Genomic DNA, 21,921 nt, shown 5'->3' on the forward strand with positions numbered 1-21,921 from the left:
TACTTAAATGCTGCTTTTTTATGTACTGATTTACATTATTTTCTTGCTAATAAAGTAAGCTCGCCTAATGTAATAATAGCGTGCTCCATTTGCTCACTCCATTGCACACCATAACTTAATCTAAAACAGCTTTTATATTTACTCGTCGCAGAAAATATAAGCCCAGGCGTTATGCTTATGCCTACCTCAAGCGCCAGTAAAAAAAGCTTTTGGCTATCGTACTCGCCACCTAAGTCGAGCCAAATAACGCAGCCGCCTTGAGGGTCACTTATGCGAGTATTTTTTGGCATGGCTTGTTGTAAACAAAAGCGCATACGGTCTTTGTTCGTTCGCAAGCGCTGCCTTAATACCTTTAAGTTTCTATCGTATTCACCGCTGGCAATAAATTCTGATAACGTCCATTGATTAATTAACGATGTTGAGCAACTTAAAGCGCGCTTATACCGCCGAGCTTGCTGAGCGTACTTACCCGCAATTAACCAACCAACACGATAGCTAGGCGCTGCCGTTTTAGAAAAAGAGGAGCAACTAATTACGAGCCCTTTTTTTGAATAGGTTTGTGCAGGTGTACCTCGTTGTGGGGTAAAGTATAGATCGCCGTAAACGTCATCTTCAATAAGTACCACGTTATGGTTTTCTATTAGCTCTACCATTTGCTTGCGATTTTTATCGTTCATAAAGCTGCCAACTGGATTGCTAATAGCGGTAGAAAATAAACATGCTTTAATGTCGTGATCGTTTAATGCTTGCTCTAAGTCGTTAAGCCAAATCCCGTTATCTGGACACAGTGGTATTTCGAGTGCTCTTAAGCCTAAACTTTCTATTAATTCAATAATACCGTGATAACACGGGGTCTCTATGGCAACGGCATCACCGGGCTTTGTTACACACTTAAGCGCTATTGCAAGCGCCTCTTGTGCACCATTAGTGATCACCAACTCATCTATATTAATACCTATACCAAAACCCAAATAATAATGTATAAGCTGCTTTTTTAACGGTACAAACCCATCCATTGGGCCATAATTAATGGCGCTGTTACCAGCAATTGTCATCACTCGGCGCATATTTCTCGCAAGTGCTTTATCGGTTGGGGCAGCCGCAACGGGGTTTGCGATACCAAAAGGCACTACGTTAACTTGATGAATCGCACTATATACTTGCTCTATTAGCGCTTGTTTATTAACAATAACAGGCTCGCGACTTAGCTTTACACGCTTAGGAAGACTGCGTGCTATAGCGACGGCTTTTAAAAAATAGCCCGATTTTTCTCTTGCCTCTATTAAGCCTTGATCTTCAAGCGTTTGATAAGCCTGCTTTACTGTAGGAATACTTATGTTTAGGTTAGTAGCCATTTTTCTTAGAGATGGCAGCTTTTCACCGGGCAACAAAACATGCTGTTCGCTCATATCTTTAATAAGTTGAATAACTTGCTGATATAAAAATTCAGGGGGTTTGTTGTTTACGGTTTTTAAGTTCATCGCACATCAAATCTGTATAGGTTACATTTTTACTTTTCTGTATATGGTAAGTATACAGCTAGCTCTTAAAATAACCACTCACCCGGTATTTAGGATCGACAATGAAAAGTGCAGCGCTATACATTACAACTGTTTTAATTTGGGGCTCTACTTGGCTAGCTATTGAGTTTCAGCTAGGTGATATTGCTGTAGAGCTGTCGCTATTATATCGCTTTGCTATCGCAGCCGCGCTAATGTGGTTATATGTAGCGTACAAAAAACCCGACGTGCGTTTTTCGTTGGTAGACCATGGTTTTTTTGTGCTGTTGGCACTATGTAACTTTAGCCTAAATTATTTAATGCTTTATTGGGCGCAAAACTATTTAACGTCAGCCATGACCTCAATTGCGTTTTCTATGCTGCTGGTTATGAATATAGTAAATACACGATTATTTTTTAGAAAACCTATATCTAAGCGGATCTATACAGGCGCAATACTTGCTGTACTGGGCATAACGTGCCTATTTTGGCCACAACTACAGCAGTTCGACTTGAGTAATGGTGCGTTGGTCGGGTTACTACTTGCTCTTAGTGGCACCTTTGTGGCTTCATTAGGAAACATGGTAAGCGTAAGAAACTCACGCAAGCAAATTGGTGTACTCCAAGGCAATGCCTGGGGCATGCTATACAGCGCAATTGGTTTAGTTTTATATGTACTAATGAGCGATGTGCAATTTAGTTTAAACGCACCAAGTAGTTACTGGCTTTCATTACTTTATTTATCAATATTTGGCACTGTAATAGCGTTTAGCTGCTACTTTGCGCTACTTAAAAATATCGGCCCTGAGAAAGCCAGCTACGTTATTGTACTGTTCCCGCTTGTTGCGGTAACACTCAGTAGCTTTTTTGAAGGCTTTGAGTGGCATGCAAATACCTTTGCAGGATTTAGCTTAGTACTTTTAGGTAATGCCATCGTGCTTACCCCTACAAAACAAATTAATGCCTTTTTAGCAAATAGAGTAATTGCTAAAAATGGCTCCGTCCCCAGTTAGAAGCGTTTAACGCAACTAACACAAAAGCGCCTACCCTAATGTAGGCGCTTTTTTATTGGGCAATGAAAAAGTAAAGCACCAGTATGAACGATAATCTTTGCTGGTGTTTCTCCAACCAGCTCTCCATCCGCTTCTATTAGTAACCCTTGAGTCATTATTTCGGCGCTAGGTATGCGGCTATAGGTAAGGTTTTGAATATGTTGGTGACGCTTAAACAATAATTTTATAAAGCTCAGCACATTATAAAACACTCCGCCAGAGCGCATTTGATAACACTCAAGCTGCCCATCACTTAAATCTGCATTGGGAGCAATCTTTAAACCACCGCCAAAGTATTTATGATTTGCAAACACCGTAATTAAATTAGGGTATTGCATAGTTTGGATATTAAATATCCCTTTTAATTGCTGAGCACTGTAATACATTAGCTCTCTTGCGCTTATCCAGCTGTAATCAAACGCTGAAAAGCATCCTTTCGCATTAATAGCCTTTACTACATGAGCATCAAAACCTACCCCGGCAATATTAATAAAGTAACGAGTATTTATTTTTCCTATATCAATTGCGATGGGCGGATTGAATAGTGCTTGTTTCCATTGTTCTTTATTACAGTCAAACCCTCTTGAGAAATCATTACCGGTACCACAAGGTAGCAGCGCTAAAGAACAATGACTTCCCATTAATGCGTTAACGGCCAAATGCAAAGTACCATCCCCCCCTAATACAACGACTTTGTTGACCTTACTTAATTGCGCTTTTATTTGTTCACAGTCGTGTTCAAAGTTTCCCGTAGTAAAAAAAATACAATAAGTTAGCTGGCGTGTTTCACAGGTGCCTAAAAGCCAATTTAAAGACTTTTTACTGTGTTTTTTAGTGCTTGGTTTAACAATTATCAGTAATGACAAATTTTTATATCCAACTATAAAGTAGATAACGAGATAATTAAGACTTTAATTAAATTTTTTAATCTGAATAAATAATCAAAAAATAACGGGTTAAATGCATAACAAAAGGTAAAAACCGGAACAACTCCAGTACATAAGGCCAAAACAACCATTTAAATTTACATAACTATGCAATAAAACCAAAAACACTTACTGAATCGAATCTTAACAAATAAAAATCGCATTAGTTTAACTAATGCTGCAGACTCAATTTTTATTGCTTTATTTTTAATCAAACAACGTGCAAAATGCACGCGATTTCAACAGATACAACCCGGAGCAAAGTAATGAACCCAATCAACACCCTAAACCAAACAGCTGATACTCACGTTGCAGTAAAACCAACTAACCGCAAAGCAAAAATGTTAGCCAAGCTTAACCGTATTGGTAAAAGACTAGCACTTAGCGGCGCAGCTCAATATAAATAATCACCCAACCATGATTATTTTTTCGGTGCAGCAAACACCCAATCACTAAATTAAGTCACTTATTTAGCTCCTCTTGTTTGCTGCAACCTCTTTATTTTATTAAAAATTGCCTTAATTCCCTCTTATTTACAAAAAAAACCTCATTTACGTATATTTTTTAGGCAAACAGTCATTTTGCTATTTACACAGCGGTATCACCTAAGTATTATTCTGCGTCACGGAGAGATGGCAGAGTGGTCGAATGCACCGGTCTTGAAAACCGGCATAGGTTTGTAGCCTATCTAGGGTTCAAATCCCTATCTCTCCACCATATTTTAATTGGTGGCATTATTTTACTTCCATCAATACAAACGGTTATGCGTTGGAGAGGTGTCCGAGTGGCCGAAGGAGCTCCCCTGCTAAGGGAGTATAGAGTTTGTAGCTCTATCGAGGGTTCGAATCCCTCCCTCTCCACCATATACTGTATATAAGCCACTTAATTGTGGTTTTTTTGTGCCTAAAATTTAACACCAATACTAAATTGGGAGGGTGAGAATCCTCGACAGGGTTCGACAAAATGTCTGGAACATTTTAGACCACTGCAAGCGTCGCGCAGTGATTGATTACATGGATGTAAGCAAGTCTATCCCTCCCTCTCCACCATATACTGTATACAAGCCACTTAACTGTGGTTTTTTTGTGCCTAAAATTTAGTGATACCACATAAATAAATTAGCAAGCGCTAGCTTAATTATAAATTTATGATGCTATAAGATTGCCGCCTTTAAAACACCCTCTATAGATATTTCTATACTTTATAAAAATTAAACAAATTGTGCCAAACAACAACTTAGTGCATTATTAATATAACTTTAGCCAATTTAGGTTTAGCTATGATCAGGCTCATATTGCTACTTGCGTATGCAGTACCATTTGTTTCCTTTGCAAAAAATACAACGGTTTATAAATGTGTGATTAAAGGCGTTCCTACTTTTAGTCAAACACCCTGCGCAAAAGACGCACAAGTTGTTACTCTCAAAGAAATAAATGTGATTGAGGCTTATAAAAGCTCAACACCAGGAAAGGATATTACCGATTCATCCGTCGATAATTTTTTAAAAGTTCAAGAAATAGATCGTGAAATAAAAAAGCTACAGTTAGAAATAAAACAAAGCCAAAAAGAATACACAGCAAAAGCCCAGCAAATTAGTTACATAACTCAAGATCAGGCAAACCGTTTAGGAGCATCTTCTATTGCCGATGCCAGAGCGACTAAAACAGCAGCGTTAAAAGAGGCTTATGACGCCTCAATTAACCAGCTACAGCAGCAAATAAACGCTTTAAAACAACAAAAGCAGCAGCTTACCCCAACGCTTTAAGCACTGCATTTTGGTGTTTTGCAAAGTTTAAAATAACCGTCCCACTGCAATGTGGCCTATGTATAGATGACACAACGTACTCTTTTAGCTGCTGATTAATAAGCGTTAGCATTGCAAAGTTTGTGATCTCTAACTTTGTCAGCCCCAAGCTTTGCAAAATACATAATGCTATTTGCAGCAATAATATAGGGGACAACTGAGGGCGTTCCTCCCCAAAATTTAAGCGCACTGCTGTTATATTCAAAGTAATGTATATTAAATTCAAAAGGATTTTGATGTGAAAACCAACCAACATCTTTAGGCTCGCAACTATCTAACTGCGCCGGGTTTACCCATAAGTAAGCAGCGCCAGGGCCTGCACATAAACACTTAACGCTTGAGCCAATCATAAAGCCGGCATTAAGTGCGGTTAAATCAAGCGGGAACACACCGGCAGATTGAACAACATCAATGATTGATAAGCTACTAGTACGCTTACTCAAGACCACAATGTCGTTTACAGAGGCTTGTACTCCTGTATTTGAATAAACATGACTAATAAAAACTAAATCTATATTTGGAGTTAAGTACTGCTCCCACACATTAATATCAGATAAGTTTTCATACTCTGGGATAAATGTTATTTTTGCGCCTTTGGACAGCGCTTTTTGCATGGCAAAACCTATACTAGGGGGAAATCGCTTTGCGCCATAAGCACATTACACTGTTTTTTGTATTTGAGGATGCGACATCAATATCTTAATTAAGGCGCTTGATAAGTTTACTTTCGGGCAAAACTCGCTACTTCGCGCGTTAAATAAATTCCCTAATGCTTGACTAAATTGCTCAACAGCAGGTAGCCATTGTTGCCATGGCTCTTTATTAGAGTCTGCCACGGTGCAAAGTAATGTTGAGCTAAGTACTGCTGAGTATTTTTGAACGCTCGCCCCACTGAGTGATTAAGTAAATAGCTACCATCGGCGATACGAAATCATTTAGTAAAAAACAATTGCCATTATAAAAAATTCCTCAAATAAGCTACTGTTAGCTATACTGATTATTCAAAATGTAATAATAATAATTGCCAAGGACCTAAGTGAAAGATTTTAACTCAAAATACCACTCTAGTATTTTTTACATCTTGTTTGCCTTGGCGTATATTTTTATTGGAATTACGCTTACTAAGCTCGCCTTTAATTCGCAAATTATTCCCATTTGGTTGCCTGCCGGCATTGCCTTAGTTGGGTGTTATATTTGGTGGTGGCGATTCATCCCTCCTCTGTTTATTGCCGCAATTACATTTAATTTGAGTATTTTTGATAACTCAGCACATGAAATGGTACTTGTTGGCAATTCGTTTAATGAGGCTATGTATATTGCCTTTGGGGTGGTTATACAAGCGATGGTGGGGGCAGCCCTTTTAAAATATTGGCTTGGCCATCCGCTGCGTTTTAAAAACCGTAAAAATATTATTTATTTTATTGTTGTCGTTGCGATAATAACGAGCTTAATATCGGCTAACTTTGGGGTGTTTGCACTTAGCCAATTTAACCCCGCCTACAGTATTGATGATCATTGGCAAAACGTAACTTACTGGTGGCTTGGAGATACCCTAGGTGTATTAATTGCCACACCTTTTTTACTCTCGTTATTACCTAAAAGCACGAGTAAATACCACATATCAGCCTTACCCACTATTGCTGTATGTAGTGTTTTATTTGTGTCGGTAGCAATTACAACTCAGCTATACGATCGTGAAAACCGAACTAACACTATAAAAATTGCTGAACGTGAAGTCCACGTTATTGAAAATAGCCTATACCGCTATATTAATCGAAGCCTTATTGCCGTTCAGAGCTTAGCAAGCCAAGTACAATCATCTTCTCAACTTAACCAGCAAGAGTTTTATGCTTACGCAAGTGAGCTACTTACTCAGCATTCATTTATAAAAGCTCTTTCATGGAATGTAAAAATATCGCAAAACGAACGCGAGGAATTTACCCAAACAATTTCTGATATTTACCATTTAGATTACGATGTTATTGGCGAGCCATTGGAAGAAGACGACCCTATGGTTATTGTAAAGTACATAGCTCCATTTAATGGCAATCAAAAAGCAATTGGTTTTAATGTGTTTTCAAACGCCGAAAGAAAAAACTCCTTACTTAACCCTGCAATTAAGTTTCAACCTGTAGGGACTAAAATTATTCAACTCGTGCAAACTAAAGAGCCAACGCCTGCTTACTTACTTTTCGCCCCAGTGTACAACCAAGGCGACGAAGCAGACTCTATTAAAGGCTACGCAACGGGGGTATTTCTAGTCGATAATATTATTAATGAAGCTATCTCAAAAGCGCAATCTGATATGTTTGCTATTAATATTTTTGAGGATATTAATAACCCTCCATTTTATAGTAACTCCAAAAGCTTTGACCAAGCTGCGGGGAGTCGAATTATGACTTTTAATGTTGATTTTAGTGGTCAACGCTGGATTGTTAAACTTGCGCTCAAAGAAGGCTTTTTAGCCCAGCACAACAACCAACTGACATTGCTACTACTTATTTTACAGGTTGCTGTGTGCTCACTTATTTTACTTATCTTGTTATTATTTAATCAGCAGCAAGTAGAGCTTACTCGTCAGGTAGCAGAGCGCACCCATTCATTAGCGCAAGCTAAAAAGCAATCTGATCTTGCCAACCAAGCTAAAAGCCAATTTTTGGCTAATATGAGCCACGAAATACGCACTCCTCTTAATGCTGTTATTGGGTTTTCGTCGTTAGCACGCGAAGTAGACGATACTAAAACGTTGGTAGGCTACTTAGACAAAATAAACTCCTCATCCAAAAGTTTATTAAATTTAATTAACGACATTCTCGACATATCAAAAATAGAGTCGCAAAAGCTCGCGATGGAATCGATATCATTCGATTTTCATGCATTAGTGTCTCGTATAAATAATATGTTTGAACAAAGTGCATTTAACAAAGGAATCAACTGGCAAATAGACTGCAAGCTACCAGTAAACACCTGGTACATTGGCGACCCAATGCGTATAGAGCAAATTCTGCTTAATTTATGTAGTAATGCAGTTAAATTTACAAATGAAGGAAGCGTTGCATTAAATATTGCAAGTGAATTTACCGCGGCTAATAAAGTACAGATAACCATTGATGTAATAGATACGGGAATTGGTATAAAACCAAGCCAACATAAAAAACTATTTAATGCATTTACTCAAGCTGATAGCTCAACATCAAGGCAATTTGGCGGCACAGGGCTTGGCTTAACAATAGCAAAAGAGCTGAGCCAACTAATGGGGGCTAATTTAGCTTTACAAAGTGAACTTGGGAAAGGCTCAACCTTTACACTCACTATCACTCTTCCTACTACAGAGCCTGAAGAGTCACCTGAAATTGCCTACGCAGATACAAATATTGCGTCCCTAGACATTCTTGTTGCAGAAGACAACCCCGTTAACCAAATGGTGATTAAAGCTATGCTGGGCTCTTTAGGCATAGTGCCCAAAATTGTAGATAATGGTGAGCTTGCTGTTAATGCTGTAAAGCTACAAGATTTCGATTTAGTACTAATGGATTGCCAAATGCCTGTTATGGATGGCTACAGGGCGACTGCGCTTATTAGGCAATTTAAATCAGAACAAGATCTGCCAATTATTGCCTTAACAGCTGACGTAATGCCTGAGGACAAAGCGCATGCTCGTGCTGTTGGATTTAATCAACATCTTGCAAAACCACTCGAACTCATTAAGCTAACTGAGTGCCTTGTCCAATATGCAGAAGTTAATGAACAATAACGATTTAGTCTTAAAAGTTTGTATAGGTTTTGTTTTAAGTGTTTTATCTCACCTTGCTGCTGCTAAAGACTGCATTACTCAAGGCAACAGTTTTAGCTTTATACTAAAAGCTAAGCAGCAAGGGTTATTTAGGTTTAAAAACGAGCACATCCACCAGCCATTTAACTATCAAGCCCTTTTGCCATTTCAGCGCTATTTAGATTATGCATATGAGCATATAAATAAAGCAAATCCACGTGCAAACGTACCATGCCCTATAATAACGGCTACTTATAAACAACTTATTAAACAAGATGTGCGAACCGCAAAGCCAAGTATTGTTGATATTATTACGCCCTTTGAGCTTAAATACCCGAAGAGTAAAAAGGTTGCCTTATTAATACACGGGCTAACAGACTCTCCTTTTACTTATCACGATTTAGCACGCATTTACTATGAGCAAGGTTACAGCGTACGCACGCTTTTATTACCCGGCCATGGAAGCGCTGCGAGTGCATTACAAAACGTAGACGTAAAGCAATGGCAAGAAGCAGTAAATTATGGAGTGAACCGTGCTTTAACCGATTTTGATGAAGTCATATTAGGTGGCTACTCTACAGGTGCGGCACTCGTTATTGATTATCTAACAAAGCAAACGCCATCACCTAAAATTAAAGCGCTTATGTTATTTTCACCAGGTACTGAACCACACAATAAAAATGGCTGGCTTGCTAAATGGATAGACGCTATTCCTTTTGTAGATTGGATAGATAAAGACGCTGATATTGATTTTGCTAAGTATGAGTCATTCCCTTTTCATGCTGCTGCAGCCTCATACGATGCCATGCAATTAGTAAGTATCGATCAACTAAATAAACGCCCCGCACTTAAACTACCTATTTTTAGTGTACTTAGTGATATTGATACCACAATTGATACACGCGCTTCGCTTAAATTATTAAGTGCCCTACATAAGGGTAACTCGCCTAAATATAAAACACGCGATACTCTAGTACTTTATGGCAATACTGATGTTTTACCTGCAGGCTTTGCAGCTAATTACAAATTAATAAACCCAAAATGCACGACAAAACAGTGTAAAAACATTCATGGTATATCGCATATTGCAATTGTTAACTCGCCACAAAACCCGCACTACGGCGCAAATGCTACCTATCGTAATTGTGGTAGTTTTATTAACGACGATGCACACTATAAAACCTGTAAAACAACACCACACCCACAATTAGGTGAACGTACAAAAGCAAATTTAAAAAACTATCCTGCATTACAGCGGCTCACTTTTAATCCTCATTTTAACGAGCTCAAAAAACAAATTTTAATATTTATTAAAAACCTAGAACACACAAAAGGTAAGCAGTTATGAGTGCTCTATCGCACCAATGGTTTACAAGCATAAATCAAATAGATGCTCACGACTGGCAACGCTTATTTGGTAGCGAGCCCTTTACATGCCACGCATTTTTATATGCATTAGAGCAAAGCCAATGCGTAAATGAACAAACAGGCTGGCAGCCTAAGCACCTAGCAGTGTATGAAAATAATAAACTCATTGCATTAGCGCCTGGGTATTTAAAAAGCCATTCATACGGCGAGTACGTATTTGATTGGGCATGGGCAGAAGCATACGAGCAACACGGATTAAAATATTATCCTAAGTGGCTATGTGGTGTGCCTTTTAGCCCTATTGAAGGTAAGCGAATTGCTATAGAGCACAATGATCACGACTTGGTATATCACTACATAAAAGAGCAGCTAAAAACACACAGTATTGAGCAAAGTTGGTCTGGCTGGCATATAAATTTTTGTGAACAAGCACAGGCAAATTCACTTTGTACAGAGCAAATAATGCAAAGAGTGGGTGTGCAGTTTCAGTGGTTTAACAAAGGCTTTAATACCTTTGATGACTTTTTACAGACCCTAACTGCACGAAAACGTAAAACACTTAAAAAAGAGCGCGCTAAAATAGTCCAGCAAAATATAACCATTGAATGGCTTCAAGGCGTGCAAATAACCCCCGAAATCATGCAGCTTTTTTGCGAATTTTATCAGCGTACTTATTTAAAGCGCTCTGGGCATTTAGGGTATTTAAATATGGAATTTTTTATACTGTTACATGCGCTAATGAGCGAACAACTCGTTATTATGCTTGCAAAAAAAGACGATAAAGTAATTGCAGCAACACTTAGTTTAATTGGCGAAAACACACTTTATGGACGTTATTGGGGCGCAAACGAAGAAGTTGATTCTCTGCATTTTGAACTGTGCTATTACCAAGGTATTGAGTTTGCTATTAAGCATAACCTGAGCTGCTTTCATTCTGGGGCGCAAGGTGAGCATAAAATAGCGCGCGGGTTCGAGCCCGTACTTACCTACTCTGCTCACCACATTGTTGATGGCGACTTTAGTAATGCTATTAGTGATTACCTTAAAAGAGAACGCCAACACATTCATATCTATAAAGATCAGTGTGCTGAGTTACTGCCGTTTAAAAACGAGTAACTGATTATTTGCAGGCATGGCTGTATCGCTAATAAGCGAAAGTCCTGCCTGCTTTGCCAAACCCTCAACTGCTTCAAAATCCCTTATCCCGCTTAACGGATCGCGATCTATTAAAAACGTATTGAAGTCATCATTACTTGGGCTGGTAAATTTACCTTGGTATTTGAACGGCCCATAAATACACAACATACCACCGCTATTTAAATGACGCTTAACACCGTCAAAAAAGCGTTCAACTAATTGCCAACTAACAATATGAAATGTATTTGCAGTATAAATAGCGTCAACCTTATCTACAGGCCATTCATTATTTAAATCAAGCTCAAGAGGTGTATGTAAATTAGTTAAATTAACTTCGCTATGCCATAAGTTAATGCCTTCGTGGTTAACCTTTCGATCGCTTGTATACCATTGTAAATAAGGTAAATGCTCGGCAAAAAACACACTATGTTGCCCAGTACCAGAGCCTACTTCAAGCACACTGCGACTTGATTTAAATACTTTTTTTAACTGCGCTAATATAGGTTTTTTATTGTTTTCACACGCTTGTGAAAATGGCTTTGTCATAGGTTTGCACCAAAATTGTAGGCTAATGCACAACAGTAAAGCAAATTTTGATTACTGTGTACTTAGTAAAATTCTAAAAAATAGAATTATATTATTTATCAACGAATTAAAAATTAGTATTTTTATTGGTATATATTATGCTTTTTAATAGTGAGCGTTAAAAAGGCTCAACTTTTATTACATAGAGAGGATTAATATTATGCATTTACCCCCATACACTGCTGTAGACGCTGTTGTCTCAGTAACAGAAAAAAACATAGAAAAGCCTAGTAGCGCCTGTGATAGTAGAGCCACTGTAATCGATTTACTTTCTCACTGTAACCAAAATCAACAGGCGCTAAAAAAACATGAAACAGACCAAATATTCATTCTTGGCTACAATTGATACTAAACTTAAACCCGTAAATAATTTTTACAATAACTGTTTACACTGAAACCGATTAAATGTAATGATAACTATTATCGTTAACTTAAGTCGGTTTTTTTATGTCTTCAGATCACGCTCTGCGTAATTATCATCATGAACTAACATGTCATTGCTTACGTCCGGGACTTCATGCCCCTATGCTCGTGGCAAACTACATCGAAACCGCTCTAAGCTTAGCTAAAAGTTTTGAAAAACAACGCAATCCTCTACTTCAAGAGCTTTATTTAAAACGTACACTCTATGAAATTATCAACAAAATGTGCGACCCTCTAATACACAATGCCATTCGCAAACAGTGTCTTGAGCAGTTATATAAACCATTACTGGCATTAAAACGTTATTACAAAACGCATAACAACACAGCCAAGTTTTTATTACTTGAACGTGAAGCGCGCGTTCTTAGTCACGAATTCAACCCTTTTTAAGGAGTAAAATATGAGTAACTTTAGAACAGAATCAGACAGCATGGGCGAGTTAAAAGTACCCGCTGATGCTTTATATCAAGCGCAAACCCAACGCGCAGTAAATAACTTTACTATTAGCGGCTTAACAATGCCCAAGCAATTTATTACGGCGCTTGCTTACATTAAGCAAGCCGCTGCACAGAGTAATTTTGAGCTAAATCATTTAAGTAAAGGTAAAGCGACGGCCATAGAGCAAGCTTGCCAACAAATTATTGATGGCGAGCATTATGAGCACTTCCCTGTCGATATTTTCCAAACCGGCTCAGGTACAAGCTCTAACATGAACGCCAATGAAGTCATCGCAACGCTTGCAACTCGCATTGGTAATGAGCCAATTCATCCTAATGATGACGTAAATATGGGGCAAAGCTCTAACGATGTAGTCCCTACAGCCATTGCCCTTAGTAGTGCCATTAACGTAGTTTATGAATTACTACCATCACTTGAAAAACTATCGCAAAGCTTAGAGCAAAAAAAGGCAGACGTTGGCGCAATAGTTAAAACAGGCCGTACACATTTAATGGATGCGATGCCCGTTACGTTTGAGCAAACACTCAGTGCATGGCAATCACAAGTAAACAACGCAGCCTCAGGCATTCGCCATAGCTTAGAGCGAGTATGTGAGCTTGCGCAAGGTGGTACAGCTGTTGGCACCGGTATTAATGCCGATGGCGAGTTTGCATCAAAGTTTGCTAAAAACTTAAGTGCAAATGTGGGTATAAGCTTTAAACCAAGCAGTAACTTTTTTTACAATATTGGTTCGCAAGATGCCATTGTAGCGCTCTCAGGGCAGTTAAAAGTACTCGCGGTATCACAAATGAAAATAGCAAACGACTTACGCTGGATGAACTCAGGCCCACTTGCTGGTCTTGGCGAAATAGAGCTTGAAGCACTACAACCTGGCTCGTCTATTATGCCGGGTAAAGTAAATCCGGTGATCCCTGAAGCGGCAGCCATGGTAAGCGCTCAAGTAATAGGAAACGATGCAACTATTACCGTTGCAGGCCAAGCAGGTAACTTCGAGCTAAACGTAATGTTACCTGTTATTGCGCATAATATTTTGCAAAGTATTGAGCTACTTGCTAATAGCGCACAAGCCCTTGCAGATAAAGCTATTGCGAGCTTTAAAGTTAACCAGCCCAATATAGACAAAGCATTGGCTAAAAACCCAATTTTAGTTACAGCACTTAATCCGGTGATCGGTTACGAAAAAGCCGCAAAAATAGCTAAGCAAGCCTATAAAGAAGCCCGACCTATTATCGATGTAGCCGAGCAAGAAACTGACTTACCACGCGAAGAGCTCGAAAAACTATTAAACCCTACTAAGCTCACACAAGGTGGCTTGTAATTTTTTTAAAAATCTAAATACGGCTTTAATTACTTGATTATATAGTTTTTATTGCCGTAAAAAATGCACCGTGTATGATAGTGATGAATATTTCATCACTATTAAGGTTTATTATGCGTACCCCATTGTTAGCCATACTTTTACCGCTTTGTTTAACTGCTTGCTTAGAAACAACATCAGCTGATGCAGAGCAAACTACTCAAAATAAATTAAAAGAAGTACCGCAAACAACGCTTGTTGAAAATAAAAAAGAACACTCTAAATCAGCAGCTCAAAAACTTTCAAATACCGAGTTAAAAAAAGTATCGGTTGAGGATATAAAAACAGCTAAAACCGAGCTAAATTCGCTTATTGCTGATAATCAATGCGACACCAGTGAGCAGTGTAGGCTTACTCCTGTTGGCAGTCGTGCATGTGGCGGCCCTAGTAGCTTTGCTGTTTACTCAACTAAAACCGCTAATGAAACTGACGTTTTAGCACAAAGTAAAAAAATCACATCTCTAGAAAATCACTACAATGCTCAAAATGAAATGATGAGTATTTGTCAGCATTTAACAACACCAAGCACGCAGTGTGTTGAAAATAAATGTGTTAAACTTGAAGGCTCAGCGGTAAGTGCATTTTAAGGATAACGTTATGAGTTGTTTACCATCGGCAGTTAAACTATCAATTATAAGCATTGCTAGCAGCTTTTTATTACTAAGTGGCTGTGCCAGCACGGCAACGTCAAGTAATGAACAAAGCAAAACTTTGTCTGACTTAAACTACGATCTGAATAACATGGTGAGCAATAATAGTTGCACCGCGAGCTTTCAATGCAAAGTCCTTGAAGTTGGCGCCCGCGCATGCGGTGGACCGAGTAAATACGCGGTTTATTCAACGCTAAACACCTCTCAAGAAGAAGCGGAACAGCTTGCTCAACAAATAACAAAACAAGAAGAGATACAAAATAAAGCGCAAGGCTTAACCGATTGCTCTCCTGTACTTGAAGTGCAATCGTTATGTATTAATAAGCAATGCCAGTCGTTTGATATTAAATAGCTCAAACGTCAATTTCAGCGTTAACCTATAAAAGGTATTAACGCTGAAATAATTAACACCATCACCACGCACACTCCCGCTTTAACGATGTATCTCATTGGCATTTGCTTAAGCACCCAGTACGCATAAATAAAGCGCATAAAGTAACTTGCAGCGGTGCCAAATAAAGCAAAAATAATTAAGTAAGCAATTAAAATAATATTCATATAAATCTAAATTAACTACTTAGTGTTTTTAGTATGAGCAATTAATAACTCTGCTACTTGTTGCTTTACGGCTCGCTTATCATCGCTTTGTACATCAAACCGCGTTGCAAGTTGTGCTATTTCGTCGTCATTTAAATTAAACGATAAACGCTGGCGTGTTTTTTTAGATTTTACGTCCAAACCTAAAATTTTACGGATCATGTCTGATGGCGTGAGCTCTTGATCGATGGCTTGTTTTTTTATCGACTTTTGTACTTCGCTACTTAAATCAAATGCCATTTGTGTGGCACGCACGGCTTGTTCTTGGCGTAACCACTTATCTTTAGCATCACTCACTTCGCATCTCCAGGAAATAAGTCGACGATATCGGTGATTGGGCGTGTAAGCGTTAGTGAAACTTCTGTTTCGCCACCATCCCATATTTCGATATTTAAACCATGCCCTTCGTCAGGCGATGCTAAACAAATCATTTCACATGGCTCACCACCTTCTTGCTCATAGCGCGGTAGTGACTGACCACGAAAGTCTTTATTATGGAAGTAGCATACGTATGGCGACTCACTTTGTTGATAGCTTTTAGCCAAAAACGGCATAAAACGCTCGGGTGTGTTTTGCACCTGAATATTAGTTAATGACTCTTCATCAAAAATGCGCGCAAAGTCGTCTAATCCAAATATTTGCTCTACTTCATCACGCTGAATTTTTATTGAAAAGTTGGCAAACTGCTCACCATCATCTTGCTCAATTTGTAAAAATACAACCTGTCCGCTGTTAGTCTCAAGCACAAATTCAGTGTCACTACTGTGCTGATATTGGTATGTTTGAATATCAATAACACGTAACGTTTCACCTTTTAACCACGACGGATATGCAAACGAGTCGATAACACTAAACATATCGCCTTTTTTAAGCTCGCTTGCGTGATTAAGCTGACGTTCTGGCTCTTTTTTAGATTTGAAGAAATTAAACATAATGAGGCATCCCTAAGCAAAAAAGGTAACTAAGCTAAGCTTAATTACCTTTTGTAAATAATGTACTAACTATTAGCCGTTTTGCTTGGCTTTAATGCGCGCTAAAATATCAGCACTTTTTGGGCTTGTATCGCCAATACCGGCTTCAGCCATTTTTGCTTTTAAATCGTCGCCATTAACTTCTGACTCAAGCTCTTTTGCAGCGCCTAGCTGGTCGCTACGATCTTGTTGGCGTTGCTTAATACGCTCAAGAGACTGACGAGCCGATGTCATAGACGAGCTATTGGTATTAAGTGTGCTGTTAACAGCCATAGTAGCTTGCTGTACGCTTTCTGTGGTTTTAACCATAGTAAGCTGACGTTGGTTTTCTTTAATCGACTTTTCAGCGTCTTTAACTTGTTGCTTAAGTGCTACAATGTGGTTGCTAAAACCTGCTAATACTTGCTCGTTTTCAGCTTTTTCAGCTTCAAAGTCACCAATTTTTTCGGCAATTTCTAATGCTAAGGCTTCGTTACCTTTTTCAAGTGCTTGGCCTGCATACGCTTCGTGCTCAGCAATTGATGCATCAACAGCGCTAATTTTACGCTTAGTTTGCATTTCTTTAGCCATTACTTCTGTAAGGCTTTTTTTAGCACGGTGAAGTGCATTTTGTGCATCTGCAATTTCTTGTTCAAAAATGCGAATACCGTTTGCATCTACAATTGCTTCGCCTGCTTCACGAGCGCCGCCACGTACTGCTGTAAATAATTTTTTTAAAATACTCATAATCTTAACTCCACTAACTAGTTACTAATCGTTTAAATACAAGGTCACGGCTTCTAGTGCGTCAATAGCGTTGTCAGCTAGCGTCACTAGTTCGTGGGTAACGTCATCTAACGATGAATTTACCGACAGTGCACCAAAAATCGCGTATTTGTTATCGATTTTAGCAAATGCACTCAGTGGAATTGGCACGTTTAAACGTAGTAGTGTTTCGTTTAACTCGTTGCGTAATTCACTTTTTACTTCGTCTTCGCCAAACAAGTAGCTAATACATAACAACTGCTCTTGAGTTTGCGTAACAAAAATTGGAAGCTCATCGTTTCCATCAACAATGACTTGTAAAACATCTTGCTCACCTGGATTGGCAATCAAGAAAGACTCAAAGTTAGCGCCTTCAGTTTCAAAAGAAGCTAATTTTATTGAAAGTTCATTTAATTCCATGTCTCTGCCTTTTTGTCGTTTGACATATTATGTCTGAGTTAAGGTTCGCACGGTCGACATATTATGTCAACCATGTTTTATTAATTTTTATACAATTCGCTTTCTATTTGCCAAGCTGTACGGTAATAATCGTATAACTGGCCAGAGCCTAACCTATTGACCTCAATACTTTTAACTTGTTCAAAATACTGATTAGGAAACACAAAACTTGCCAATAAATATTCTTTACTCACCCACCTAGATGGCACAGGCATTTCGCTTATATTTTTAATTCGTCCACTTGCGGGTTGACCCATTTTAGTGGCGATAGTCCAGCCCCACTGTCCAAACGAAGGAATATTTTGCTGGTATTGTTCAACATAACTAAACCCTGCTGCCTTAACCGTTTTAGCTATGCTTAAAAACGCTTTTTTAGCATGATAAGGCGAGGTTGATTGAACTGCCATTGCACCATCAGGTGCCAATAGTTGACGTACATGGTTATAAAAATAGTCACTGTACATTTTGTTAAGATCGGGATGATTAGGATCGGGTAAATCAATTAAAATAGTGTCAAATTGCTTACTTTGATCGAGTAATTTTTCAACCTCTAAAAATGCATCACCCACAATTATATGTGCACGCGAGTCTTGCATAGATTTATTATTTAACTTTAATAGACGTTTATTAATAGGCTCTGGGGCCGTAAAATCACCGTCTTTATGCCCAAATAAATTAAGTAGCTGGGCATCTAAATCAATCAGCGTTACTTCGCTCACAGGCCATTTTAAAACATCTCTAAGAGCAAGCCCGTCGCCACCACCAATTATTAATACGCGGTCGTGTCGATTAGAGGCAAGCATTGCCGGATAAACCAGCATCGAATGATATATTTGCTCATCGATGCTTGAGAACTGTAAGCGTCCATTTAAATACAAATCAGTAATAGGCTCTGGCTGATTTTTACTTAAGCGTTCGGTTAATACTACATGCTGGTATTTAGTGGCTTGAGAATAAATAACTTTATCTTTATATAGCACGTTACTTAAGCTATTCATCCAACTACTACCCAGCACTAAAATAAACCCAAATAATGCCAGCAATACGATATGACAAACTAAAAGTGCCTTAGCAAAGCGCACATGTGCATGGTAGCGCCATAAAAAGGCAAGCCCTGCGATTATATTAAAAAGTGCTGTCCACGCTGCAGCTTGCATTATAGGCATTGAGAGCATAATGCTTACCCAAATAGCCGCGCCAATACCTGCGCCAATATAATCGGCGCCGTAAATTGTTCCTGCGTTGTTTTCTAAAAACCGCCCGTACACATGTTGGCGAATACGCGCTATTAACGGTATTTCCATACCAATAAATAAACCCAGTATTAAACCAAATACATAAGGAAGGAATCGTGACCACTCTTGTAACTTTTGAAATACATAGCCGTTAAGTACAACATCGGGAGGTAAATTAAAAATACTAGAAAATAAATGAGGGAGCGAATAACTTACAGCAATTACGCCAGCAATAGCTAAAATGCAGCCCATGCCAACTAATGCAATTATACTTTCTAGCCAAGCAAAAGCAGTAAATGCATCTTTAAACCAGCGGGCTAAAAACGCACCTAGGCCCATAGCCACTATCATTGTGCCAATCATGGCATAAATCGCGCTTTCTACAGAGCCAAGTACACGCCCTGCATAATGCGAAAGTAAGTATTCATAAATAAGGCCACACCCTGCGAGTATGGCCATAACCGTAATAAGTAATATATCGTGCCCAAGTAAACGTGCTTTACTTGGGCTAGTGTTAGTTGATGACACTGATTATGCGCCTAATAACGTTGCCATAGTAATACCAACAGCAAACGATACCGCTGCAGAAATAGTCGCTACGCCTACATTTTTTTGGCGATTTACTTCATCTGAAATATCACAGCCAGATAAAATAATTTTTATTGTCACTAAGTGCAAAATAATAAATGCAATTAAGCAAACAACCGCGCTAACAGCCCAGTAAAGCAAGCTTGCATTGATGTTATCAGCTGCATAAGGTGCAATACCTGTTGCTGCAGTAATTGCCAATGCACTACCAATTAAAAAGCCAGCGTAGCGAATACCTACCGCTAAGTTTCCATCAATAATTGCTTGTTGTAAGCAGTCGCCGCTTTTATTAGTGCGCTTAAATAGTTGCACGCGATATTGGCTTACTAGTAATAATACAAAGCTGCCAATAATAAATGCTGCCACTACAATTGGCAGACCGTGCCAGCCCTCTGTTGCTACCCACAAAAGTGCAGAGCGAATAACAATAGCAACACTCACTACATGACCAAAGTCAATTATAGAGGCCGTTACATTACCTTTAACAATTTCATCGTGTAGGCTTACTTTACGTAGCGCTACTTTATCTTGAAAAAAGTGGCCTAACTTAATTAATACAATAGCTAGCACACCATAACCTAGCATTTGCAGTGCTTCTTGCTGAAGCGACGCTGCAAAAGCACCACTGCTCACGCCTGTTAATACAATTGCAAGGGCAACTAAACCTGCGGCAAAGCTGATACCAAAAGCAAAGTTATCGCGTTCTGTTATTTCATCATTCGCATGTAAATTTGATACCCAACCTTTAATGTATTTTAAGCTTACAAAGAGCAACACAATAATTGCAAAATCAATCGCAAGTGCTTGTAGCGACCACATAGTTATTCCATTAAATTCGTACATATTTCTAACTCCAACTTATTCTTTACTTACCACGGCTCACGCCACGAGAGGTTCTACTACCGCTATTACGCACCGATCCTGAGCTATTGCTATAACTGCTCGAACGCGAGTAACTACTGCGGCTTTTAGGTGGCGTATAACTACTACGGCTTAAACCTGTTGCACCTGTTTTTTTGCTCGCATATGGACTTGTAAACTGCTTACCTTGGCGTTGGTAAGATTGGCGTGTACGTGTTTCAAGCGCGCTTTGTGTTTTAATTTGCTTAGGGCTTGAGTAACGAGCACGGCCATAGTCATTGTAATAACTATACTTGCGACGCTTACTCCAGCTACCGTATTCAACACGATCGAACACATCACCTAAAATACGGTACATACCGTACCACTGCCAAAAGCTAATCCCGTTACTATTAGTTTGCCAATTTCCATAATTAGGGTTACCCACCATTTGGTTACCGACACCCTCTCCTTCAGCTTGCTGGCTAATTGCACCAATACGAGCAAGGCTACCTTTTGACATATCAGCAAGCATATTAATAGGATCGGTCAACGCATCTGAAAACAGCGTAGGCTTTGCGGCTTCACGCAGTAAATCAACGCTGTGTAGCGTATCTTCGTAAGGTGGAATTAAATAAGTCCCTTTAATATCTTTAAGCCGCTGTGTTAAGCCACTATAAAGTGCACCTTGTCTGGTGGCATCGAGGGTAATTACATCAACAACTTTACTTAGTTCTGGTTGCTGTTGTTTAAGAAGTTGGCCGTACTCTTTTAAAAGTATAGCGTTACGTATAGTTCCATTATCAAGCGCGGTACCAAGCTGTGATAGCTCAACATCTGCTTTTTTAATAGACTCTTGAATTGTTTGTTGCAACTGCTCTTCTTTAGATTGACAACCCATAAGCACTGCAAACAAACAAAACAGGCTCATAAGTTTCCAAGCTTTTATATTCGACATTCATGTCACCTAATTTACAAAATTAACGCAGGTAGTTTTACACAGGACAGTTATTAAACCAAGAATGAAATTGCAACAAAGTGAGAAGAAACGAGCATCTCTGTAACCAGCGTATGATTTAATCAAATATGAAGCTATATAGTGAGACTAAAATTAAAGTAGCTCTTTAAAGGTACTTACGCTCACTTTAGCGTTGGGAGTCGCTACGATCGCCCAACCTACGTGATAGGGGCTTGATGAGTGTATATTAGCTGTACACATTTTACTTTTCTGCAGACGTAAAAAAGCCCGACTATCGCTAGTCGGGCTTTCTACAATTTGAAGTCGGTGCGCTACGCAGTAGAATGTCCTACTTTCACATAGCAAATGGGATACTATCGTTGTGTCGGGGCGGCCTTCCGCGGGGCTCGCCGTCGAGCTGTTTTGTTTGACTACTGAGTTAGGCATGGGCTCTTAGCTATTTACTAAACCCCAGACAGCAAAAAACCCGTCACATT

At 39.0% G+C, this 21,921-nt stretch carries 22 protein-coding genes, 2 tRNA genes and 1 pseudogene; 13 read left to right on the plus strand and 12 right to left on the minus strand.

Annotation, left to right across the window (positions count from 1 at the left end; all coding sequences use genetic code 11):
• Nucleotides 1-35 precede the first annotated feature (35 nt).
• Nucleotides 36-1,481: a PLP-dependent aminotransferase family protein gene (locus J8L71_RS16910; protein ID WP_211001567.1), complete on the minus strand. Its 1,446-nt coding sequence runs from the start codon at nt 1,479-1,481 to the stop codon at nt 36-38.
• 101 nt (nt 1,482-1,582) lie between these two features.
• Between J8L71_RS16910 and J8L71_RS16915 the strand changes: the two genes are divergently transcribed.
• On the plus strand, nt 1,583-2,512 hold the full coding sequence (locus J8L71_RS16915) for an EamA family transporter (RefSeq protein ID WP_211001568.1): 930 nt from the start codon (nt 1,583-1,585) through the stop codon (nt 2,510-2,512).
• A gap of 35 nt (nt 2,513-2,547) precedes the next feature.
• On the opposite strand, the gene J8L71_RS16920 is transcribed toward J8L71_RS16915, so the two are convergent.
• On the minus strand, nt 2,548-3,417 hold the full coding sequence (locus tag J8L71_RS16920) for a YegS/Rv2252/BmrU family lipid kinase (RefSeq protein WP_211001569.1): 870 nt from the start codon (nt 3,415-3,417) through the stop codon (nt 2,548-2,550).
• A 287-nt stretch (nt 3,418-3,704) separates the two neighbouring features.
• On the opposite strand from J8L71_RS16920, the gene J8L71_RS16925 reads away from it, so the two are divergent.
• The 4 genes from J8L71_RS16925 to J8L71_RS16940 all read left to right on the plus strand — a co-directional run bounded on the left by J8L71_RS16925 (nt 3,705) and on the right by J8L71_RS16940 (nt 5,242).
• Complete coding sequence (locus J8L71_RS16925; RefSeq protein ID WP_211001584.1) at nt 3,705-3,884, plus strand: hypothetical protein; 180 nt, start codon at nt 3,705-3,707, stop codon at nt 3,882-3,884.
• Nucleotides 3,885-4,103: 219 nt separating this feature from the next.
• Nucleotides 4,104-4,194: transfer RNA gene (locus J8L71_RS16930), tRNA-Ser, on the plus strand.
• Between the two features lie 53 nt (nt 4,195-4,247).
• A tRNA-Ser gene (locus tag J8L71_RS16935) sits at nt 4,248-4,340 on the plus strand.
• A 416-nt stretch (nt 4,341-4,756) separates the two neighbouring features.
• A complete protein-coding gene (locus tag J8L71_RS16940; protein WP_211001570.1) occupies nt 4,757-5,242 on the plus strand; it encodes an RNA-binding protein in 486 nt (161 codons plus the stop codon).
• Here J8L71_RS16940 and J8L71_RS18660 read toward each other — a convergent pair.
• A pseudogene (locus J8L71_RS18660) lies at nt 5,241-6,206 on the minus strand (aminotransferase class V-fold PLP-dependent enzyme); the annotation flags it as partial. The gene J8L71_RS16940 and the pseudogene J8L71_RS18660 sit on opposite strands and share 2 nt — an antisense overlap.
• A 111-nt stretch (nt 6,207-6,317) precedes the next feature.
• Between J8L71_RS18660 and J8L71_RS16950 the strand changes: the two are divergent.
• From J8L71_RS16950 to J8L71_RS16960, 3 genes are read left to right on the plus strand one after another with little or no spacing between them, the layout of a single operon-like run.
• The gene (locus J8L71_RS16950; RefSeq protein WP_211001571.1) at nt 6,318-9,035 is read left to right on the plus strand and encodes an ATP-binding protein; all 2,718 of its coding nucleotides are present in this window, start codon (nt 6,318-6,320) and stop codon (nt 9,033-9,035) included.
• Entirely contained in the window at nt 9,025-10,401 is a 1,377-nt protein-coding gene (locus tag J8L71_RS16955) for an alpha/beta fold hydrolase (RefSeq protein ID WP_211001572.1), read from the plus strand. Before J8L71_RS16950 ends, J8L71_RS16955 begins: the two co-directional genes overlap by 11 nt.
• A complete protein-coding gene (locus J8L71_RS16960; protein WP_211001573.1) occupies nt 10,398-11,537 on the plus strand; it encodes a GNAT family N-acetyltransferase in 1,140 nt (379 codons plus the stop codon). The genes J8L71_RS16955 and J8L71_RS16960 overlap by 4 nt, the downstream gene beginning before the upstream one ends.
• On the opposite strand, the gene J8L71_RS16965 is transcribed toward J8L71_RS16960, so the two are convergent.
• Entirely contained in the window at nt 11,514-12,104 is a 591-nt protein-coding gene (locus J8L71_RS16965) for a DUF938 domain-containing protein (protein WP_211001574.1), read from the minus strand. The two genes, J8L71_RS16960 and J8L71_RS16965, sit on opposite strands and share 24 nt — an antisense overlap.
• A gap of 199 nt (nt 12,105-12,303) precedes the next feature.
• Between J8L71_RS16965 and J8L71_RS16970 the strand changes: the two genes are divergently transcribed.
• From J8L71_RS16970 to J8L71_RS16990, 5 genes are all read left to right on the plus strand, one after another.
• Nucleotides 12,304-12,489, plus strand: a complete 186-nt coding sequence (locus J8L71_RS16970; protein ID WP_058548816.1) for a hypothetical protein — start codon at nt 12,304-12,306, stop codon at nt 12,487-12,489.
• Between the two features lie 101 nt (nt 12,490-12,590).
• Nucleotides 12,591-12,956, plus strand: a complete 366-nt coding sequence (locus J8L71_RS16975; protein ID WP_227006902.1) for a hypothetical protein — start codon at nt 12,591-12,593, stop codon at nt 12,954-12,956.
• A 10-nt stretch (nt 12,957-12,966) separates the two neighbouring features.
• Entirely contained in the window at nt 12,967-14,343 is a 1,377-nt protein-coding gene (locus J8L71_RS16980; RefSeq protein ID WP_211001575.1) for a class II fumarate hydratase, read from the plus strand.
• A 113-nt stretch (nt 14,344-14,456) separates the two neighbouring features.
• The gene (locus J8L71_RS16985) at nt 14,457-14,969 is read left to right on the plus strand and encodes a hypothetical protein (RefSeq protein WP_211001576.1); all 513 of its coding nucleotides are present in this window, start codon (nt 14,457-14,459) and stop codon (nt 14,967-14,969) included.
• A 10-nt stretch (nt 14,970-14,979) separates the two neighbouring features.
• The gene (locus J8L71_RS16990; protein WP_138682478.1) at nt 14,980-15,384 is read left to right on the plus strand and encodes a hypothetical protein; all 405 of its coding nucleotides are present in this window, start codon (nt 14,980-14,982) and stop codon (nt 15,382-15,384) included.
• A 20-nt stretch (nt 15,385-15,404) separates the two neighbouring features.
• Here the strand turns inward: J8L71_RS16990 and J8L71_RS16995 are convergent, their stop codons facing one another.
• The 8 genes from J8L71_RS16995 to J8L71_RS17030 all read right to left on the minus strand — a co-directional run bounded on the left by J8L71_RS16995 (nt 15,405) and on the right by J8L71_RS17030 (nt 21,424).
• The gene (locus tag J8L71_RS16995) at nt 15,405-15,590 is read right to left on the minus strand and encodes a hypothetical protein (RefSeq protein WP_211001577.1); all 186 of its coding nucleotides are present in this window, start codon (nt 15,588-15,590) and stop codon (nt 15,405-15,407) included.
• A gap of 15 nt (nt 15,591-15,605) precedes the next feature.
• Entirely contained in the window at nt 15,606-15,926 is a 321-nt protein-coding gene (locus J8L71_RS17000; protein WP_058548821.1) for a hypothetical protein, read from the minus strand.
• Nucleotides 15,923-16,561, minus strand: a complete 639-nt coding sequence (locus tag J8L71_RS17005) for a DUF4178 domain-containing protein (RefSeq protein ID WP_211001578.1) — start codon at nt 16,559-16,561, stop codon at nt 15,923-15,925. The genes J8L71_RS17000 and J8L71_RS17005 overlap by 4 nt, the downstream gene beginning before the upstream one ends.
• Nucleotides 16,562-16,633: 72 nt before the next feature.
• Complete coding sequence (locus J8L71_RS17010) at nt 16,634-17,326, minus strand: PspA/IM30 family protein (protein ID WP_211001579.1); 693 nt, start codon at nt 17,324-17,326, stop codon at nt 16,634-16,636.
• A 24-nt stretch (nt 17,327-17,350) separates the two neighbouring features.
• On the minus strand, nt 17,351-17,764 hold the full coding sequence (locus J8L71_RS17015; RefSeq protein WP_006793818.1) for a DUF2170 family protein: 414 nt from the start codon (nt 17,762-17,764) through the stop codon (nt 17,351-17,353).
• An 80-nt stretch (nt 17,765-17,844) separates the two neighbouring features.
• Nucleotides 17,845-19,566, minus strand: a complete 1,722-nt coding sequence (locus J8L71_RS17020) for a polyamine aminopropyltransferase (protein WP_211001580.1) — start codon at nt 19,564-19,566, stop codon at nt 17,845-17,847.
• Nucleotides 19,567-19,569: 3 nt separating this feature from the next.
• Nucleotides 19,570-20,469: a DUF350 domain-containing protein gene (locus tag J8L71_RS17025; RefSeq protein ID WP_211001581.1), complete on the minus strand. Its 900-nt coding sequence runs from the start codon at nt 20,467-20,469 to the stop codon at nt 19,570-19,572.
• Between the two features lie 22 nt (nt 20,470-20,491).
• Nucleotides 20,492-21,424 carry a CHAD domain-containing protein gene (locus J8L71_RS17030; RefSeq protein ID WP_211001582.1) on the minus strand — a complete coding sequence of 311 codons (933 nt, stop codon included), beginning with the start codon at nt 21,422-21,424 and terminating at the stop codon, nt 20,492-20,494.
• Between the last annotated feature and the right edge of the window lie 497 nt (nt 21,425-21,921).

Source organism: Pseudoalteromonas sp. MMG007, assembly GCF_018100985.1.
In the GTDB taxonomy this organism is placed as follows: domain Bacteria; phylum Pseudomonadota; class Gammaproteobacteria; order Enterobacterales; family Alteromonadaceae; genus Pseudoalteromonas.

What these genes read in the sequence shown, in the direction of transcription:
- J8L71_RS16985 (WP_211001576.1), top strand. Translation starts at nt 14,457, where the DNA reads ATGCGTACCCCATTGTTAGCCATACTTTTACCGCTTTGTTTAACTGCT.
- J8L71_RS16955 (WP_211001572.1), top strand. Translation starts at nt 9,025, where the DNA reads ATGAACAATAACGATTTAGTCTTAAAAGTTTGTATAGGTTTTGTTTTA.
- J8L71_RS16970 (WP_058548816.1), top strand. Translation starts at nt 12,304, where the DNA reads ATGCATTTACCCCCATACACTGCTGTAGACGCTGTTGTCTCAGTAACA.
- J8L71_RS16965 (WP_211001574.1), bottom strand. Translation starts at nt 12,104, where the DNA reads ATGACAAAGCCATTTTCACAAGCGTGTGAAAACAATAAAAAACCTATA.
- J8L71_RS17025 (WP_211001581.1), bottom strand. Translation starts at nt 20,469, where the DNA reads ATGTACGAATTTAATGGAATAACTATGTGGTCGCTACAAGCACTTGCG.
- J8L71_RS16990 (WP_138682478.1), top strand. Translation starts at nt 14,980, where the DNA reads ATGAGTTGTTTACCATCGGCAGTTAAACTATCAATTATAAGCATTGCT.
- J8L71_RS17030 (WP_211001582.1), bottom strand. Translation starts at nt 21,424, where the DNA reads ATGTCGAATATAAAAGCTTGGAAACTTATGAGCCTGTTTTGTTTGTTT.
- J8L71_RS16915 (WP_211001568.1), top strand. Translation starts at nt 1,583, where the DNA reads ATGAAAAGTGCAGCGCTATACATTACAACTGTTTTAATTTGGGGCTCT.
- J8L71_RS17005 (WP_211001578.1), bottom strand. Translation starts at nt 16,561, where the DNA reads ATGTTTAATTTCTTCAAATCTAAAAAAGAGCCAGAACGTCAGCTTAAT.
- J8L71_RS17010 (WP_211001579.1), bottom strand. Translation starts at nt 17,326, where the DNA reads ATGAGTATTTTAAAAAAATTATTTACAGCAGTACGTGGCGGCGCTCGT.
- J8L71_RS16995 (WP_211001577.1), bottom strand. Translation starts at nt 15,590, where the DNA reads ATGAATATTATTTTAATTGCTTACTTAATTATTTTTGCTTTATTTGGC.
- J8L71_RS16980 (WP_211001575.1), top strand. Translation starts at nt 12,967, where the DNA reads ATGAGTAACTTTAGAACAGAATCAGACAGCATGGGCGAGTTAAAAGTA.
- J8L71_RS17015 (WP_006793818.1), bottom strand. Translation starts at nt 17,764, where the DNA reads ATGGAATTAAATGAACTTTCAATAAAATTAGCTTCTTTTGAAACTGAA.
- J8L71_RS16960 (WP_211001573.1), top strand. Translation starts at nt 10,398, where the DNA reads ATGAGTGCTCTATCGCACCAATGGTTTACAAGCATAAATCAAATAGAT.
- J8L71_RS16925 (WP_211001584.1), top strand. Translation starts at nt 3,705, where the DNA reads ATGCACGCGATTTCAACAGATACAACCCGGAGCAAAGTAATGAACCCA.
- J8L71_RS16940 (WP_211001570.1), top strand. Translation starts at nt 4,757, where the DNA reads ATGATCAGGCTCATATTGCTACTTGCGTATGCAGTACCATTTGTTTCC.
- J8L71_RS16910 (WP_211001567.1), bottom strand. Translation starts at nt 1,481, where the DNA reads ATGAACTTAAAAACCGTAAACAACAAACCCCCTGAATTTTTATATCAG.
- J8L71_RS16975 (WP_227006902.1), top strand. Translation starts at nt 12,591, where the DNA reads ATGTCTTCAGATCACGCTCTGCGTAATTATCATCATGAACTAACATGT.